This is a genomic window from Allomuricauda sp. d1 (assembly GCF_039592695.1).
GTDB lineage: Bacteria > Bacteroidota > Bacteroidia > Flavobacteriales > Flavobacteriaceae > Flagellimonas_A.
Genome location: NZ_JBBUTK010000002.1, coordinates 368,149 through 383,998, shown reverse-complemented (window position 1 = coordinate 383,998; position 15,850 = coordinate 368,149). Strand labels below are relative to the sequence as shown.

Here is a 15,850-nt window from a genome sequence, read left to right as displayed (position 1 = left end):
GGTTTTACACCCCAACCCGCTTATGGCGGGCTGCCCCCTCAAGGGGACAATTTTTCCAAATACTTTTTAATCCCTTCCTCTCCCAACTGCACTACATCCCAATCGCGCATGACCTTTGCCCCATGGCTTTCATAGAAATTTATAGCGGGTTCGTTCCAATCCAGCACTTCCCAACCGATTCTTTTAACGCCCAAATCGTTTCCGTATTTGACCACAGCATCCAAAAGTGCTTTGCCCACGCCTTTGCCACGCATGCTTTCGGTCACGATTAAATCTTCAAGATGTATAACATTGCCCTTCCAAGTAGAATATCGTGGATAAATTAATGCGATTCCAACCAACAGTCTATCGACCTCAGCCACAAAACAATGAAACTTCGGTTGTGGGCCAAATCCATCACGGTTCAAATCAGCTTCGGTCACCTCAACTTCATCAAGCTCGTTTTCAAATTTGGCCAACTGTTTGATTAAAGACAAAACAGAGGGCATATCTTCAACTGTGGCATCTCGTATCAGAATGTTCATTTGTTACAAATAAAACACGAAGTTATAAATTACAGAAATCATAACCCTTCGAAAACGTTATAGTGTCACAAAATAGCCGATATTTGCATCCAAATAAAACAGCTTCCCACATTTATGACGAAGAAAAACCAGACCCTTGGGGAATTTATCATAGAAAACCAGACCGAATTTGAATACTCCACTGGCGAATTGTCAAAACTCATCAATGCCATTCGCTTGGCTGCCAAAGTGGTCAATCATGAGGTGAACAAAGCAGGGTTGGTCGATATTTTGGGTAGTTTTGGTGAGACCAACGTACAGGGAGAAAACCAACAAAAACTGGACGTTCTTGCCAATGAAAAGTTTATTCAAACCCTGACAAAGCGTGAAATTGTTTGCGGAATAGCTTCGGAAGAAGAAGATGATTTCGTAAGCATCAACAGCCAAGATGAACAGCACCAGAACAAGTATGTGGTGCTCATTGACCCATTGGATGGCTCTTCAAACATTGATGTAAACGTTTCGGTGGGAACCATTTTTTCCATCTACCGCAGAATTACTCCCGTCGGCACACCCGTTACTCTGGAAGATTTTCTGCAACCGGGCAAAAACCAAGTGGCCGCTGGCTATATCATTTATGGCACTTCGACCATGCTGGTCTACACCACGGGGCACGGCGTAAACGGTTTTACCTTGAATCCGGCCATTGGAACGTTTTACCTCTCGCACCCGAACATGAAATTTCCTGAAACCGGAAAAATATATTCGGTCAATGAGGGCAATTACATCCATTTTCCTCAAGGGGTCAAAGATTACATCAAATACTGCCAAAAAGAAGAGGGTAACCGACCGTATACTTCCCGCTATATCGGCTCACTCGTATCAGATTTTCACCGTAACATGATCAAGGGTGGTATTTACATGTACCCCAAAAGCAGCGTGGCATCAAACGGAAAGTTGCGCCTGCTCTACGAATGCAATCCCATGGCCTTCTTGGCAGAACAGGCCAATGGCAAGGCCAGTGACGGATTTCAGCGAATATTGGATATTCAGCCCACCGAACTGCACCAGCGGGTTCCTTTTTTCTGTGGAAGCAAAAAAATGGTAGAAAAAGCTGAAGAGTTTATGGCAACAGCCTAACCTATTTTTGCATCAAGGTATGGTAATCTTCAAAAGGAATTTTCCCAGTAAAAATAGCCACTGATTTGTTTATGATTTCTGCCGCTGTTTCTGTTGGAAAACCCAAACCTATGGCATAGCGCTCGACTAATCTTTTTTCAGAATCATCCATGTGGTTGTCTGAAAAAATGATTTGAAACAAATCAAAAAGACGTCGATACCGTTTTTCATTACTGGTTTGGGTCTCAATGGGATATTTATTCTCTTTCTTGAGTATCTCTTTGTATTCAGCTTCGGTGATGTGCAGTTTAAAGGCAAACTTGTCCAATATCGCTTTTTCTTCAGGATTGATTTCACCATCAACTGCTGCTAAACTTGCCAAGGTGGCAAAATGGGCCAGCTCATTTCTATGACTGTCACTTTCGTATAAATCCATGTAAGTAAATGATTCTTTTGTGGCAAAAATATAATTTTTAACTGCAAATCTGAGTGGTTTATGCCCAAAAGAAATTGGTATCTTCACAGGGCTATGAACACTCCCCTTCTGCAATTTACAGATAAAGGAATTTACTGCAACGCTGCCAATGTCTACCTAGACCCGTGGAAGCCTGTTGACAAAGCCATTATTTCGCACGGGCATGCCGACCATAGCCGTTGGGGACACAAAAAATACATTACCCATCACCGAAATGTGCCGATTGTCAAACATCGTTTGGGTGATGTTTCCATTTCTGGAAAAAATTGGGGAGAGACCTTTACCATCAACGGGGTCAAGTTCAGCCTGCACCCTGCGGGTCATATCATCGGTTCGTCACAAATTCGGGTCGAACACAAAGGCGAAATCTGGGTATTTACTGGGGATTATAAGTTAGAGGATGATGGCCTAGCCACTCCCTACGAATCCGTCAAATGTCACACCTTTATCACCGAATGCACGTTTGGTTTACCAGCCTTTTTATGGACGCCCCAAGAAGAAGTCATCAAGGATATCAACAATTGGTGGGCCGAAAACAAGGCCAACGGGCAAACTTCCGTACTGTTCGGATATTCTTTGGGAAAGGCACAACGCTTGTTGAAACATTTGGATACTTCCATCGGGAAAATCTACACCCACGGAGCTGTTGAAAACATGACTAACGTGCTACGGGAAATTGCAGATTTCCCCGAAACTGAACTGATTACCCGTGACACCAAAAAAGAGGACATCAAAGGAAACATCGTCGTCGCCCCACCTTCGGCCCACGGCAGCACGTGGATTCGCAAGATGACCCCTTTTGTGACCGCATCCGCCAGTGGCTGGATGGCCTTTCGCGGGGCACGTCGCCGTCGTGCCATTGACAAAGGCTTTGTACTCAGCGACCATTGCGACTGGCCTGGACTTTTAAAAGCGATAAAAGATACAGGAGCCGAGAAAATCATCTGTACGCACGGTTATACCGAGATTTTCTCAAAATATTTGAAAACGCTTGGATACGACGCCAGAACCGAAAGTACGCAGTATGGTGAAGAGGCTTCAGAAGCCGAAAAAACGATTGAAAAACCTCTGGAGACAACATGAGCGGATTGCTTCACTTTGTTCGCAATTTACGGCTATGAAAAACTTTAGTAGACTGATAAAAACCCTCGACAGCACCAACAAGACCAACGTGAAGGTCAAGGCATTGGCCGACTACTTTCAAAAGGCCAGTGACAAAGACAAGGTTTGGACCATCGCCATTCTCTCCCACAGAAGGCCGCCACGACCCGTAAATACTACCTTGCTTCGCGAGTGGTCAGCTGAGTTGGCGAATATTCCTTTGTGGCTGTTTGAGGAAAGCTATCATATCGTAGGCGATCTCGCTGAGACCATTGCCTTGGTGGTTCCATCTGGTAATTCATCGACCGACAAATCGCTGACCCAATTTTTGGAAGAAATGATATGGCTCAAATCACAATCCGATGAGGTCAAAAAAAACTATCTCTACAAAAACTGGAAACAACTTGATTATTATGGCCGTTTTGTGTTCACGAAATTGATCACGGGCGGCTTTCGAATCGGGGTCAGTCAAAAGTTGATGACCCGAGCCTTGGCCAAAGCCACAAATATTGATGAAGATGTATTGGCTTATAAATTGATGGGCAATTGGGACCCGAAAACCATTTCATTTCAAGAGTTGATTTTAGAAGAGAATGAAAGTGACTATCTCTCCAAACCCTATCCTTTTTATCTGGCCTATGCCTTGGAAGATGAAGTTGATGATTTGGGGGATGTAAAAAATTGGTCCGTAGAACATAAATGGGATGGTATTCGGGCACAAGTTATCCTCAGAAATGATGAGTTGTTTGTGTGGAGTCGCGGGGAAGAACTGGTCACCGATAAATATCCCGAATTTGAAGCGTTTGTTGGGATGATTCCGAATGGAACCGTTCTCGATGGGGAAATATTGCCTTATCCGAATGGAGAAATTGGTACGTTCAACGATTTGCAGACCCGTATTGGGCGAAAGAACATTTCCAAAAACTTGCTCAAAAAAACACCCGTTATCTTAAAAGCCTATGATTTGCTGGAGTGGGATGGAGAGGATATTCGGCAACAACCGTTTGCGGAACGAAGGGAATTGTTGGAAGCTCTCTACAATGAAAAATGTCACCCTGAGCGCAGTCGAAGGGCATCGGCGGAAGAAGATTTTGATATTGAAATCATTCCCCTCTTACTTTCAGAACGTATGCAATTTGATGCTTGGGAAGCTGTCGCCGAAGAACGTAAACTGTCGCGCGAAAAACACAGCGAGGGTTTGATGCTCAAAAAACTGGATTCCCCTTACCAAGTGGGCCGCAAAAAAGGCGATTGGTGGAAATGGAAGGTCGACCCGCTCACCATCGATGCCGTGCTCACCTATGCCATGCGGGGCCATGGCCGTCGTAGCAATCTTTTTACCGATTACACCTTTGCCTTGTGGGATGAAAAGGATAATGGCGAAAAAGAACTGGTCACCTTTGCCAAGGCCTATTCTGGTCTCACCGATGCCGAGTTTCGAAAAGTGGATGCATGGATCAAGAAAAACACCTTGGAACGGTTCGGACCCGTACGTAGTGTGACTCCCCACCATGTTTTTGAGATTGCCTTTGAGGGTATTGCCTTATCCAAACGTCATAAAAGTGGCGTGGCAACACGCTTTCCACGTATTTTGAGATGGCGCAAGGATAAAAAGATTGAGGAGGCAAATTCTATAAATGATATTAAAAAAATGATAAAGTAAAAGCTCCTTTCCCTGATCAGGGAAAGGTGGGCCAACTTTGTTGGGTCGGAAAGGGTCGGAAGCAAAATCTCAAGATTCAATCCCTTCCGTATTTACTGCTTTCAGCAGAAAATCCACCTTCCCTTATCCAAGGGAAGGAATATTTCAGAAAAATGACTAAAAAACAACTTTTTAAAACCGCCGAAACTTGGTTCCAGCAACAAGGCTGGAAACCCCATGCCTTTCAAAAAGAGACGTGGACGGCTTTTTTACAGGGCAAACACGGTTTGCTCAACGCCCCAACTGGAAGTGGCAAAACCTATGCGCTGTGGTTTCCGATAGTGCTGAATTACCTAAAGAATCATCCTGATCATAGAACCAAACACAAAAAAGGTCTCAAAGCAGTTTGGATTACCCCGCTCCGTGCACTATCCCAAGAAATCAAACAATCCGCTGAACGTATCGTAAACGATTTGGAACTACCGATGAACATGGGTATCCGCACTGGTGATACTTCCACCAAAGAACGTTCTCGGCAACGGAATGTGATGCCCGACCTATTGATTACTACTCCTGAAAGTTTACAATTGCTACTTTCTTCAAAAGGGTATGATAAAATTTTTAAGGACTGCTCGGCCATTGTGGTCGATGAATGGCACGAACTCTTGGGCACCAAACGTGGGGTTCAGATGGAACTGGGCCTCTCTCGACTTAAAACCGTCTGTAAAGACCTGCGCATTTGGGGCATTTCGGCGACCATCGGCAATCTTGAACAGGCCCGCCAAGTGCTGTTGGGGCCAGAGACCGAAGCCTATCAAAACTCTATTTTGATCAAGGCCAAGCTGAACAAAAAAATTACCGTGAAGAGTATCATCCCCAAAAAAATGGAAACCTTCCCATGGCGGGGGCACTTGGGACTGCACCTGCTCGATGCCGTTGTACCCATTATCAATAACAGCAAAACTACCTTGCTTTTCACAAATACCCGCAGCCAGTGTGAAATCTGGTTCCAGAAGATTTTGGAAAAGTATCCAGAATTCGCGGGCATCATGGCGATGCACCATGGTAGTGTGGCTAAAGAGACTCGACTATGGGTCGAACAGGCCATCCGTAATGAAACCTTAAGGGCCGTGGTCTGTACTTCAAGCCTTGATTTGGGAGTCGATTTCGCCCCCGTGGAAACTGTGGTACAAATTGGCGGACCCAAAGGCGTGGCCCGTTTTCTGCAACGTGCCGGGCGAAGTGGACACCGCCCTGGTGAGGAGAGTATCATCTATTTTTTGCCCACCCATGCCATGGAATTGATTGAAGCTTCTGCCATGCAGAAAGCGGTGCGCAATGCGGCGGTCGAAGACCGTATTCCCTACCTCAACAGTTTTGACGTGCTGTTGCAATACCTGACGACTTTGGCAATCTCAGACGGATTTTATCCTGAAGAAATTTATCCAGAAATCAAACAGACCTTTTGCTACCAAGCACTTTCGGAAGACCAGTGGCAATGGCTCTTGAACTTTTTGGTGATGGGCAGTCAGAGCCTCAAAACCTATGATGAATACAAAAAAGTGGAAGTCGAGTCTGATGGCAAATTTAAGGTCAACAATCGGGGTATTGCCATGCGCCACCGTTTTCAAATCGGCACCATCGTCGGCGATGCTTCCATTGCGGTTCGCTACCAAAAAGGCGGTTATATTGGTTCCATCGAGGAATATTTTATCTCAAAATTGACTCCTGGTGATGTGTTTACTTTTGCAGGTAGAAATCTGGAATTTATTCGTGTGAAGGGCATGCAGGCGCATGTTCGAAATTCAACAAAACGCACGAACAAAGTACCCAGTTGGATGGGCGGGCGGTTGAGCTTTTCGGCACAGATGTCTGAGTTGTTGCGGCAGGAACTGTATACAGCAGCCTCCCCCAGCCCCTCCAAAGGAGGGGAGCAGGTTTCGAAAGAAATAAAGGCGCTAAAGCCTATGTTCGACAAACAACGTGAGGAGAGTATCGTACCCAAACCCAACGAATTTTTGATCGAGACCTTTAAGACCCGTGACGGCCATCACCATATTTTTTATCCCTTTGAAGGGCGGGGGGTGCACGAGGCCATGAGCAGTCTGTTGGCCTACCGCATCAGTCTGTTGATGCCAATCACCTGCTCATTGGCCTACAATGATTATGGTTTTGAACTGCTTTCCGACCAACAAATCGATATTCAAAATGTGCTGGACAATGATTTGTTTACCACGCAGGATATGTTGTCAGACCTTCAAAAGAGCCTGAACAGTACTGAAATGGCCCGCCGCAAGTTTCGTGATATTGCGGTCATCAGCGGCATGGTGTTCACGGGCTATCCGAACAAAGGCATCAAAATGAAACATTTACAGAGCAGTTCGCAGTTGTTGTTCGATGTTTTTAAGGATTTTGAGGCCGACAACCTACTCTTTCAACAGGCGTATACCGAAACCTTTGAGCACCAGTTGGAAGAAGGCCGTCTCAGAATGGCTTTGGAGCGCATCAACCATCAAGAAATCATGTGGGCGCCATGTGAGAAACCAACGCCGTTTTCGTTTCCTATCATTACCGACAGGCTTCGCGAAAAACTGTCTAACGAAAAATTGGCGGATAGAATCAAACGTATGACCAAAATCTTGATGAAATAGATTAATTTGCTCCTTTCCCTGGTCAGGGAAAGGTGTCCGCTAAAAGCGGACGGAAAGGGTGGTCAATCCCTTCCGTCTTTTCTACTTTTTTGCAGAAAATCCACCTTCCATTATCCAAGGGAAGGAGTTATTGGTTTTATAAATGACCCATACCATAAAAATTAACAACCAAGAATTTATCCTCCACCCGTTGGGTGGTGTGTTTTGGAAGAATAAATCTTTATTGCTTATCAGCGATGTGCATCTGGGCAAGGTAGCCCATTTTCGAAAATTCGGGGCGGCCGTGCCCCAACGTGCAGCACAAAAAAATTTCATGCAGCTTGACGAAGTTGTGGGCCATTTTCAACCCTTCCAGATTTGTTTTTTGGGTGACCTGTTCCATTCCCATCTCAACAAAGAATGGCAACTGTTCGAGAATTGGGTCGAAAAAACGCCTGCAGAAATCATCTTGGTGGCTGGCAACCATGACATCATATCCCCAGAACGCTTTGAACGGTTGGGCGTCACCATCTACAAAGAATGGATATTGGACAAATTTTTGCTTACCCACCATCCCCGGGAACGGGAAGGGTATTTCAATTTTTGTGGGCACATTCATCCAGCAATTCGATTAGAAGGGTTTGGGCGACAAAGACTGCGACTATCTTGTTTTTTTAAATCAGCTAGTCAAATGATTCTACCAGCTTTTGGTGAATTTACAGGAACCCATGTTCTAGAGCCCACCAAAAATGATGAAGTTTTTGCAATAGTGGAAGATGAAGTTTTGAAGATTTAGATTTCTTAGGGTTGTAATTCAAGCTATATTTGCAGTAAACTTTTTGGATTGACCAAATCGTCCATTTTATCCTTTTTTGAACAGTCTCCGCAACTACGGAAACTGCGGGAAACTATTGCCCAATCTAAAAAAAACACCCCCCTTAATCCCCCCTCCAAGGAGGGGTCAATAAATTTAAAAGGGCTTGTTGGTTCGTCAATTTCCTTTGTGGTTTCAGAAGTTTTCAAATCCACAGAAAAACCCTTTTTGCTGCTGCTCGATGACAAGGAAGAAGCTGCCTATTACCTGAATGATTTGGAACAACTGTTGGGAGATAAAGACATACTCTTTTATCCGGGCAGCTATCGCCGCCCCTACCAAATTGAGGAGACCGACAATGCCAATGTGTTGCTGCGCTCTGAGGTGCTGAACCGTATCAGCTCACGAAAAAAGCCAGCGGTTATCGTTACCTATCCCGATGCGCTTTTTGAAAAAGTGGTTACTAAGAAAGAACTTGAAAAAAATACCTTGAAGGTGAAGGTCGATGATACCCTGTCACTCGATTTTCTCAACGAAGTGCTTTTTGAATACCAGTTCAAACGTGTGGATTTTGTCACCGAACCAGGGGAGTTTTCGGTTCGAGGTGGCATTGTGGATGTCTTTTCATTCTCGCACGACGAACCGTACCGAATCGAGTTTTTTGGCGATGATGTGGACAGCATACGCACGTTTGATGTCGAGACCCAGCTTTCTACCGATAAGGTGAAAAAAATCACCATCATCCCCAATGTGGCGAACAAGTTCTTGCAAGAGTCAAGAGAAAGTTTTTTAAAATACATTCCCACACACACAATTATTTTTGCGAAGAATCTTGATTTGGTGCATGACCGATTGGATTCCAATTTTGAAAAGGCAAAAGAGAACTTTTCCAAATTAAATCAAGAAATAAAGCATGCCACGCCCGACGAGCTTTTTGTGAATTCGGAATTGTTCGGAAAGCAGTTAAAAGATTTTAATGTGGTGGAAATTAATTCCAATAGAGAACGCTCTACTGCGTTCGCGGTGATATTCCAAACCAAACCCCAACCAGCCTTCAACAAAAAGTTTGATTTGCTGATCGAAGACCTGAACGCAAACAAAGAAGAAGGTTTCAAGAACTATATTTTCTGCTCTTCGGAACAACAGGCGAAACGCTTTCATGATATTTTTGATGAAGTAAATCAGGATGTCCACTACCAAACAGTAGTTCTTCCGCTCTACCAAGGGTTTATTGAAGAAGACCTGAAAATTGCCTGCTATACCGACCACCAGATTTTTGAGCGCTACCATAAATTCCACCTGAAAAATGGCTATGCCAAAAAGCAGGCCATCACGCTCAAAGAGTTGAACAAACTCGAAGTGGGCGATTACGTGGCCCATATTGACCACGGTATCGGCAAGTTTGGCGGGTTGCAAAAAATTGATGTCGAGGGTAAACAGCAAGAGGCCATCAAACTGTTTTACGGTGACCGCGACATTCTGTATGTGAGCATCCACTCGCTATATAAAATCTCAAAATACAATGGCAAGGATGGTGCGCCCCCAAAAATCTATAAACTGGGTTCCGCTGCATGGAAAAAACTCAAACAAAAGACCAAGAGCCGGGTCAAGAAAATTGCCTTTGACCTCATCAAGGTATACGCCAAGCGCCGACTGGAAAAAGGATTTCAATACGGGCCCGACAGTTATTTGCAGCATGAATTGGAAGCTTCGTTTCTCTATGAAGACACTCCCGATCAGGCCAAGGCAACAGAAGATGTCAAAAAAGACATGGAAAGCCAACGCCCGATGGATCGCCTTATCTGTGGCGACGTGGGTTTCGGAAAGACCGAGGTGGCCATTCGCGCCGCCTTTAAGGCAGTTGATAATGGCAAACAGGTGGCCGTACTCGTGCCTACCACTATTTTGGCGTTTCAGCACAACCGAACCTTTAAAGAACGGTTGGGCGATATGCCGGTCACTGTCGATTATCTGAACCGCTTTCGTACGGCAAAAGAAAAACGGGACATCCACGAGCGATTGGCATCCGGAAAAATCGACATAATCATCGGCACCCACCAACTGGTTAATAAAAACGTGAAATTCAAGGATTTGGGACTGCTAATCGTCGATGAGGAGCAAAAGTTCGGGGTGGCAGTAAAAGACAAGCTCAAAAGCATCAAAGAAAACGTGGATGTGCTCACGTTGACAGCAACGCCCATACCGCGAACCTTACAATTCAGTTTGATGGCGGCCCGTGACCTCTCTGTCATCAACACGCCACCCCCCAACCGCTATCCCATTGAAAGTCGGGTCATTCGGTTGAACGAAGAAACCATTCGTGATGCTGTTTCGTACGAGATCCAACGTGGCGGACAGGTATTCTTTGTGCACAACCGAATCGAAAACATTAAAGAAGTGGCGGGTATGCTGCAACGTTTGGTGCCCGATGCGAAAATCGGCATCGGCCATGGACAGATGGAAGGCCGAAAGTTGGAGCAACTGATGCTTTCCTTCATGAATGGCGAGTTTGATGTATTGGTTTCGACCACCATTATTGAAAGCGGGCTTGATGTTACCAATGCCAACACCATCTTTATTCACAACGCCAACAATTTTGGCCTGAGCGATCTGCACCAGATGCGGGGCCGTGTGGGGCGAAGCAACAAAAAAGCCTTTTGCTATTTTATTACACCGCCCTATGAGATGATGACCCCTGATGCCCGAAAACGTATTGAGGCGTTGTCACAGTTCACCGAACTCGGTAGCGGTTTCAATATCGCCATGAAGGATCTTGAGATTCGTGGTGCGGGAGATTTGTTGGGAGGCGAGCAAAGCGGTTTTATCAATGAAATCGGCTTTGAGACCTATCAAAAAATATTGGCCGAAGCCATTGACGAACTCAAGGAAAATGAGTTCAAAGAACTGTATGATGAAGTCGAAGGTGACAAAGAAAAAGTATTCGTTAAGGATACCCAATTGGACACCGATTTTGAACTGCTCTTTCCCGATGATTACATCAACAACATCACCGAACGCCTCAGCCTCTACACCGAACTGAACGAGGTTCAAGACGAAGCAGGATTGCAAGCATTTGAAGCCAAATTGGTCGACCGTTTTGGCGAACTGCCAGAACAGGCCGTGTACTTGCTCAACTCCGTTCGCATCAAATGGATTGCCAACAGCATCGGGCTTGAAAAAGTGGTGATGAAAAAGAAAAAATTCATCGGCTATTTTCTCGCTGACCAACAATCGCCTTTTTACCAGACCGATACCTTTACCCGAGTATTGCAATATGTACAGGGCCATCCACAACAATGCAAGCTCAAAGAAAAACAGACCCGTAACGGACTTCGATTGTTATTGGTTTTTGATGGGATTTCAAATGTGGAGAAGGCGTTACAGGTTTTGGGGCCGCTTCACAGAGAAAAAGAAGCAGCTCCTTCCCCTGGTTAGGGAAAAGTGTCCTGACGCTTGCGGTTAGGACGGAAGGGGTTGTCAGACAAAACCCACCCCGCTTCCGATTTCATCGGACCCACTCCTCCCTGAAAAAGGAGGGTAGCTATATACTTTTTTTCTATTCTTTTCAGCTGATTAGGCGAAGTTATACGTCACGTCTAAAAGAAGGAAATGCCAATAAAAAAGCCCTTTTACAAAGGCTTTACTGATTAAAAGGATTTGGATATTATTACGCGACTTTAGCTTTGTTTGCTTTTGTAGTGAATTTCAAGGCTTTCTTTACCCTGGCATTCTTGAATTTGTACAATCTCGCAACCTGCGTTTTTTCAACATCAGACTTTTCGATGGTGATGTTCAATTCAATACCGTAAGACAACGTCTCTACTTTTACTTCTTTGCTGGCAGTGTTGGCCATAGCAGTTGTCGTGATGAAGATGAAAAAAACGAAGGTTAAAATTGCTTTCATGATTTGGGTAATTATTACAAAGTAAAATTACCCAGGAGATAGGCCTAGAGGCGATTTTCGTCGTTTATCCCGACAAAAAACTCGTTGAAAACCATTTGTTTGGATAAAGTGCAAAAAATCATCGATAACAGTTTTAGGGCCTAAATGCCAGTCACCGATCTCAAGTGCATTTTATCGGCATTTGGGTCAGTTTTATTCTAAGAATCAATCAAATGACTTGAAAACCCACCCCGCTTTTGCTTCGCAAAACCACCCCTCCCTAGTTAGGGAGGGGAGCTTGCTTTGATCTTCAAAAAGCCTCATAAACTTTTTTCACAAACTCCCCGATCTTGCTCGGCTCCAGCCAGCGGGTGACGATGACCAACCCCTTTTGTTGGTCGACCACGATAAAGTTGCCGCCAAAACCTGCAGCATAAAAAACATGTGCGGGCACCCCTTCCCAATGACGTGACCCTTCCTTTTTGTTCAGCCACCACATATAGCCATAATTGACGTTGGGTTCGGAAGGCGTTACGGCCATACTAATCCAATTTTCACTGAGTAACTGATTTCCATTCCATTTGCCATTGTTCGTGAACAACAGTCCGAAGCGGGCCATATCTTCTGTGGAAATGAACAAGCCTGCACCTGAATGCCCCCCACCCGTCACGGACTGCATTTTGAGTCCGTCAATGGTCGTCCACGCATGGTCATAGCCATACCACCGCCAAGTGGTGGAAGCGCCGATTTTATCTAACAGGTTTTCTTTTAACACCAAGGGCAACGGCTTTCGCCACACATGAGTCAATGCATACGCCAATACGTTCACGCGAACATCGTTGTATTCCATGACCATGCCCGGTTCGTTGAGCTTACGGTATTTCCAATCGTCGAGACCGCCTTCCCGTGGGGGTCTGTCGGCCCAATCTTTTAATCCCCATAAATCACCCGACCAATCGGAATTCTGTTGCAACAGATGTTCCCATGTGATTTTACTGTTGTGGTCGCCATCAAAGGTGCCATCCCACACGTAGCTTTTGACTTTATCATTGACATCGGTGATAAGTTCGGCATCCACCGCCAATCCAGCAATGGTCGAGAGAAAGCTTTTCGTCACACTAAAGGTCATATCGACCCGTTGTGTATCGCCCCAAGAGGTGACCAGCTTTCCATCCTTTAAAACCATGCCCGCAGGGCCGCCCCTTTTTTTGGTTGGGCCGAGAATCTCGTGAAAGGGTTCCCTTTCGAATCCTTTTAAAATGGCCTGGCGAAGATCCCTGCTTCCTGAATATTCATTTTCCATGGCAAAGTCGACAGCCTCTTGTAAGGTTTCAGTATCGATTTTGAGGTTCGTTGCCCTCTTCCAATCAGCACCGCGTTCAGGAAAATACAGCTCTTGTGCTTGCAGTAAAAAGCTTCCAGATAAAAGAACGAAAAAAGAAATGACGTAGCTTAATTTCATGGTGTATGTTTGTATGAACGCCCTGAAGATACCAAATGTCGGGGTAATGTCGGGTCAAAATACACCGAGTTCTTTGCTTGAAAAATGATAAGCTTTTAACATTGCCATGAATACAAAAACACGCATCATGAAACAACCAGAACTCGGACTCAAAATAGAGGCCCTGCGAAAGCAAAAAGGGCTTACCCAAGAAGAGCTTGTCGAATTGTGCAACATCAATGTACGCACATTACAGCGTATCGAGAACGGCGAAGTGACCCCGAGAAGCTATACCATAAAGACCATTTTATCCGCACTTGACGAAGACTATGAATCGATTCACGAAACAGAAGGCCAAGGTCCAGGTTTCACCCTAAATGTCTCAAGGCAAGAAGCCAAGTCGGTGCATATCTTATTGACAATGGCCATGGTCTCGGGCATTCTGTATTTGATTACCAGTTCACTGGAGGGTGTAATCGATTACTTTCGATTTTATGAGGAGGAACTGGTTTTTGGCACCACAGGCTCGGTACTGCTCAAAATTTTCTCCATGGTTTTCTATGCCATGATGGTCTACGGATTTCTCATTTCAGGAAAACTGCTCAAAAACTATTTGATGAAGATTGCCTCGGTACTCTTGCTGATCGGTTGTGTGGTTTTCTACCTATTTGACATTGTCTCCTTTTTCAATGACTTTTTGTCTTTTGAGGCTGTGATTCTTGCAGAAGCCGTGAGTTGGGGCACCTTGGGGATTCTCTTTGGGATTTCCATTCTGAAATCTCCTCAGCAAATGAGGCCCCTGAACTTTTTTGCTGGTGGTATGGAGATTTTGGCATCCTTTCTATTGTTGACCGTTGTGCTTTCCTTAGTGGGGTGGATTTTGATTCTACCAGCCATAATCTTGGAAGTACTATTTCTCTACAAGGTCAGTGCCATGGTGAAAGAACGGCTGTAGTTATATCAATAAATAGCTTCTTCCCTCTTGTGCAATTCTAAGCCATGGTAGTAAAGGTGGATGCTGAGCTGTCACACTGAGCGCAGTCGAAGTGGAAGCGTCAGCAGATGCAAGGGGTTGAATCATAAAAACCCACCCCGTCCCGACGATACTGTCGGGACACCCCTCCAAGGAGGGGACAGTTATAAAGTTTTTAAATCCTTAATCGTCTTAAAAGCCACATCAACTTGGTCGTCATTGACCAAAACGGTAAACTCATTAGTGGTCGAGATGACCTCGTAGAGCACGATACCTTCCCAGGCCAAGCGTTGAAATATAAAATAGTAGATGCCGGGAACGGAAACATTTTCTGAAGGAAGCTTGACCGTCACCGAAGATAGATTATCAGCTTTTTGGGTACAACGTTCATTTTTAAAGAGTTCTTCGACCGTATGGTCTAAGGTGTTGCTCACCACAATATTGATTTCGTTGACCCCACGGGACGAGGTATAGAAAATATCTTGGTTTTGGTTGACCGCTTCCAATAATTTGGCCTGCTGGGCCAAAATCGTCTCAGAAGACAAAAAGGTATAATCTGATAGATTAGATCGAACGGTAATCTCGCCAATATTTTTCAGAACCTTGACTATTTTGTGTGTTGCACGGAATTCCAAATCGTCAGACAGTCGCTTCAAGGCCATGACAATGGCACCATTGCGTACCTCTTTGCCCAACTCTTCTTCTATCTCTGGTTTTACGATTCGTGACAACGACGTCAAGTTGATGATACCTTGGGCCAAGGCACTCTGCAAGAATGGTTTCTTTTTAATGTAGTGCTCAACAACAGCGGAAATGGTTCTCATTCCTAAGTTAGATTTGAAACAAAAATAACATGTTGTTACAAATAAAACAAATGGTTAAAAATGGTAGAACGCATCCTCTAAATGCTCAATCTTGAAGATTTTGCTGTTCTTGAGAATGGTGACCACATCAAAGCGAACCTCCAAATCCAAATCTTCTTCGGTAACATAATGGTCGGCGGCCATGACCAGTAGTTTTATCTTTTTTGGGGTAATGGTATCGGCGATGGGTATAATTTGATCATTGCTGCGGGCGCGTACCTCTACAACTGCCAATGTTTTTCCCTTTTGTGCGATGATGTCGATTTCCGCTTTTAGATAGCGATAATTGCGATAACGAATCCTATACCCCTTATTGATTAAATGATCAACGGCCAGCTGTTCCCCAAGCTTTCCAAATTCGTTGTGTTTTCCCATTTCAAATGAAAAATAGAAAAAAATGTATGCA

General features: G+C 44.7%; 13 protein-coding genes. 7 read left to right on the top strand and 6 right to left on the bottom strand.

Annotated elements, in window-relative coordinates; translation table 11 throughout:
- Positions 1 to 38 precede the first annotated feature (38 nt).
- Positions 39 to 524, bottom strand: coding sequence for a GNAT family N-acetyltransferase (locus AAAH86_RS08790; RefSeq protein ID WP_343487199.1), 486 nt, complete (start codon positions 522 to 524; stop codon positions 39 to 41).
- Between the two features lie 114 nt (positions 525 to 638).
- On the opposite strand from AAAH86_RS08790, the gene fbp reads away from it, so the two are divergent.
- Positions 639 to 1,643 carry a class 1 fructose-bisphosphatase gene (gene fbp / locus AAAH86_RS08785; protein ID WP_343487198.1) on the top strand — a complete coding sequence of 335 codons (1,005 nt, stop codon included), beginning with the start codon at positions 639 to 641 and terminating at the stop codon, positions 1,641 to 1,643.
- 1 nt (position 1,644) lies between these two features.
- On the opposite strand, the gene AAAH86_RS08780 is transcribed toward fbp, so the two are convergent.
- Entirely contained in the window at positions 1,645 to 2,058 is a 414-nt protein-coding gene (locus tag AAAH86_RS08780) for a TerB family tellurite resistance protein (RefSeq protein WP_343487197.1), read from the bottom strand.
- 93 nt (positions 2,059 to 2,151) lie between these two features.
- Between AAAH86_RS08780 and AAAH86_RS08775 the strand changes: the two genes are divergently transcribed.
- From AAAH86_RS08775 to mfd, 5 genes are all read left to right on the top strand, one after another.
- The gene (locus tag AAAH86_RS08775; RefSeq protein ID WP_343487851.1) at positions 2,152 to 3,180 is read left to right on the top strand and encodes a ligase-associated DNA damage response exonuclease; all 1,029 of its coding nucleotides are present in this window, start codon (positions 2,152 to 2,154) and stop codon (positions 3,178 to 3,180) included.
- A 34-nt stretch (positions 3,181 to 3,214) separates the two neighbouring features.
- Positions 3,215 to 4,861: an ATP-dependent DNA ligase gene (locus tag AAAH86_RS08770; RefSeq protein WP_343487196.1), complete on the top strand. Its 1,647-nt coding sequence runs from the start codon at positions 3,215 to 3,217 to the stop codon at positions 4,859 to 4,861.
- Positions 4,862 to 5,013: 152 nt separating this feature from the next.
- Positions 5,014 to 7,491 carry a ligase-associated DNA damage response DEXH box helicase gene (locus AAAH86_RS08765; RefSeq protein ID WP_343487195.1) on the top strand — a complete coding sequence of 826 codons (2,478 nt, stop codon included), beginning with the start codon at positions 5,014 to 5,016 and terminating at the stop codon, positions 7,489 to 7,491.
- Between the two features lie 142 nt (positions 7,492 to 7,633).
- Positions 7,634 to 8,266, top strand: a complete 633-nt coding sequence (pdeM, locus tag AAAH86_RS08760; protein ID WP_343487193.1) for a ligase-associated DNA damage response endonuclease PdeM — start codon at positions 7,634 to 7,636, stop codon at positions 8,264 to 8,266.
- 48 nt (positions 8,267 to 8,314) lie between these two features.
- A complete protein-coding gene (mfd, locus tag AAAH86_RS08755; RefSeq protein WP_343487192.1) occupies positions 8,315 to 11,719 on the top strand; it encodes a transcription-repair coupling factor in 3,405 nt (1,134 codons plus the stop codon).
- Positions 11,720 to 11,951: 232 nt separating this feature from the next.
- Here mfd and AAAH86_RS08750 read toward each other — a convergent pair whose 3' ends face one another.
- Both AAAH86_RS08750 and AAAH86_RS08745 read right to left on the bottom strand, forming a co-directional pair.
- Entirely contained in the window at positions 11,952 to 12,188 is a 237-nt protein-coding gene (locus tag AAAH86_RS08750) for a hypothetical protein (RefSeq protein WP_343487191.1), read from the bottom strand.
- A 289-nt stretch (positions 12,189 to 12,477) separates the two neighbouring features.
- Complete coding sequence (locus tag AAAH86_RS08745) at positions 12,478 to 13,629, bottom strand: serine hydrolase (RefSeq protein ID WP_343487190.1); 1,152 nt, start codon at positions 13,627 to 13,629, stop codon at positions 12,478 to 12,480.
- Positions 13,630 to 13,756: 127 nt separating this feature from the next.
- Between AAAH86_RS08745 and AAAH86_RS08740 the strand changes: the two genes are divergently transcribed.
- Positions 13,757 to 14,563 carry a helix-turn-helix domain-containing protein gene (locus AAAH86_RS08740; RefSeq protein ID WP_343487189.1) on the top strand — a complete coding sequence of 269 codons (807 nt, stop codon included), beginning with the start codon at positions 13,757 to 13,759 and terminating at the stop codon, positions 14,561 to 14,563.
- Positions 14,564 to 14,745: 182 nt separating this feature from the next.
- On the opposite strand, the gene AAAH86_RS08735 is transcribed toward AAAH86_RS08740, so the two are convergent.
- Entirely contained in the window at positions 14,746 to 15,405 is a 660-nt protein-coding gene (locus tag AAAH86_RS08735) for an aspartate kinase (RefSeq protein ID WP_343487188.1), read from the bottom strand.
- Between the two features lie 54 nt (positions 15,406 to 15,459).
- Entirely contained in the window at positions 15,460 to 15,819 is a 360-nt protein-coding gene (locus AAAH86_RS08730) for a YraN family protein (RefSeq protein ID WP_343487187.1), read from the bottom strand.
- Between the last annotated feature and the right edge of the window lie 31 nt (positions 15,820 to 15,850).